The sequence below is a fragment of the Desulfurivibrio nitratireducens genome (assembly GCF_044068515.1).
Classification (GTDB): domain Bacteria; phylum Desulfobacterota; class Desulfobulbia; order Desulfobulbales; family Desulfurivibrionaceae; genus Desulfurivibrio.
In genome coordinates this window covers 1-2,123 of the sequence record NZ_JBIPKI010000094.1, presented here as the reverse complement: position 1 = coordinate 2,123, position 2,123 = coordinate 1, and the positions used below count along the sequence as shown (strand labels likewise).

Below are 2,123 nucleotides of genomic sequence, written 5' to 3'. Positions count from 1 at the left end.
AAAAAGCCCCCGCAACCGGTCGAACGGTTACGGGGGCTTGCTTCAAAAGGATTCGGCGGCGACCTACTCTCCCACCAAGTTTCCCTGGCAGTACCATCGGCGCTGAGGGGCTTAACTTCCGTGTTCGGAATGGGAACGGGTGTGACCCCCTCGCTATGGCCACCGAAAAAACTGCGTAACCGTCAGCAGCGCCCCGCCTTGGGGCGATCGGGCCGGCTCACATAGCAGGCTATTGTTCGCCGTCCCGCTTGCCCCAATCCGGGGCACTGCTGACGGTTACGCCTGTTGTTGCCGACCATCAAATGCTGACAGTCAAAAAAACAGTGATAACTGAATATGTTGTCGGGGCTTTTCAGCAGCTTTGAGCTGATGGCGAAATAAAAAGGAATTGGTCAAGCCGCACGGCTTATTAGTACCGGTAAGCTCCATGTGTTGCCACACTTCCACACCCGGCCTATCAACGTCGTAGTCTACGACGAGCCTTCAGGTGGGGGTTAACCCACGGGGTATCTTATCTTGGGGTGGGCTTCCCGCTTAGATGCTTTCAGCGGTTATCCCTGCCGAACGTGGCTACCCTGCCATTGCCGCTGGCGCGACAACAGGAACACCAGTGGTTCGTCCATCCCGGTCCTCTCGTACTAGGAACAGATCCCCTCAAATACCCTACGCCCACAGCAGATAAGGACCAAACTGTCTCACGACGTTTTAAACCCAGCTCGCGTACCGCTTTAATTGGCGAACAGCCAAACCCTTGGGACCTGCTCCAGCCCCAGGATGCGATGAGCCGACATCGAGGTGCCAAACCTCCCCGTCGATATGGACTCTTGGGGGAGATAAGCCTGTTATCCCCGGAGTACCTTTTATCCGTTGAGCGACGACCCTTCCATGCGGAATCGCCGGATCACTAAGACCTACTTTCGTACCTGCTCGACTTGTCAGTCTCGCAGTCAAGCTCCCTTATGCCTTTACACTCTACGGCTGGTTTCCAATCAGCCTGAGGGAACCATCGCGCGCCTCCGTTACTCTTTAGGAGGCGACCGCCCCAGTCAAACTACCCACCAGACAATGTCCCTGACCCGGATGACGGGCCGAGGTTAGAAGCCTAGAACAATCAGGGTGGTATTTCAAGGTTGACTCCACGAGGACTAGCGTCCCCGCTTCAATGTCTCCCACCTATCCTACACAAATCATCCCAAACTCCAATGCCAAGCTATAGTAAAGGTTCACGGGGTCTTTCTGTCTTGCTGCGGGTAACCGGCATCTTCACCGGTAATACAGTTTCGCTGAGCCCCTGGTTGAGACAGTAGGGAAATCGTTACGCCATTCGTGCAGGTCGGAACTTACCCGACAAGGAATTTCGCTACCTTAGGACCGTTATAGTTACGGCCGCCGTTTACCGGGGCTTCGGTTCGGAGCTTCTCCCGAAAGATAACTCCTCCCCTTAACCTTCCGGCACCGGGCAGGCGTCAGACCATATACCGCGTCTTTCGACTTCGCATAGTCCTGTGTTTTTAGTAAACAGTCGCTCCCCCCATTTCTCTGCAACCCCCTTCGGCTCGATAAGTATTTATTTCACCTGATGGGGGCACACCTTCTCCCGAAGTTACGGTGTTATTTTGCCGAGTTCCTTAACCAGAGTTCTCTCAAGCACCTTAGGATACTCTCCCTGCCTACCTGTGTCGGTTTACGGTACGGTCGCTGCTTCAACTCGCTACGAGGCTTTTCCTGGCAGCATGGGATCAACCGCTTTGCGGGCTTGCGCCCTCGTCATCACGCCTCAGCGTTAATAGAGAAACGGATTTGCCTGCTTCTCCCGCCTACACGCTTAAACCGGGATTTCCAACACCCGGCCGGCCTACCCTTCTGCGTCCCCCCTTCACTCAAACGTTGAAACAACGGCACAGGAATATTCACCTGTTTCCCATCGACTACGCCTCTCGGCCTCGCCTTAGGGGCCGGCTAACCCTGGGCAGATTGACTTGACCACAGGAAACCTTAGGCTTTCGGTGTGCGGGGTTCTCACCCGCATTTGCGCTACTCGTGTCAGCATAAGCTCTTGTGGGACCTCCAGCACTCCTTTCGGTGCACCTTCTCAGGCTACCACAATGTTCTCCTACCACTCC

2 rRNA genes are annotated in these 2,123 nt (G+C 55.1%); both read right to left on the bottom strand.

Features of this window, described 5'->3' with window-relative positions:
* Positions 1-50: 50 nt before the first annotated feature.
* Positions 51-167, bottom strand: a 5S ribosomal RNA gene (gene rrf / locus ACHHTY_RS12025).
* Between the two features lie 221 nt (positions 168-388).
* A 23S ribosomal RNA gene (locus ACHHTY_RS12020) occupies positions 389-2,123 on the bottom strand; the annotation flags it as partial.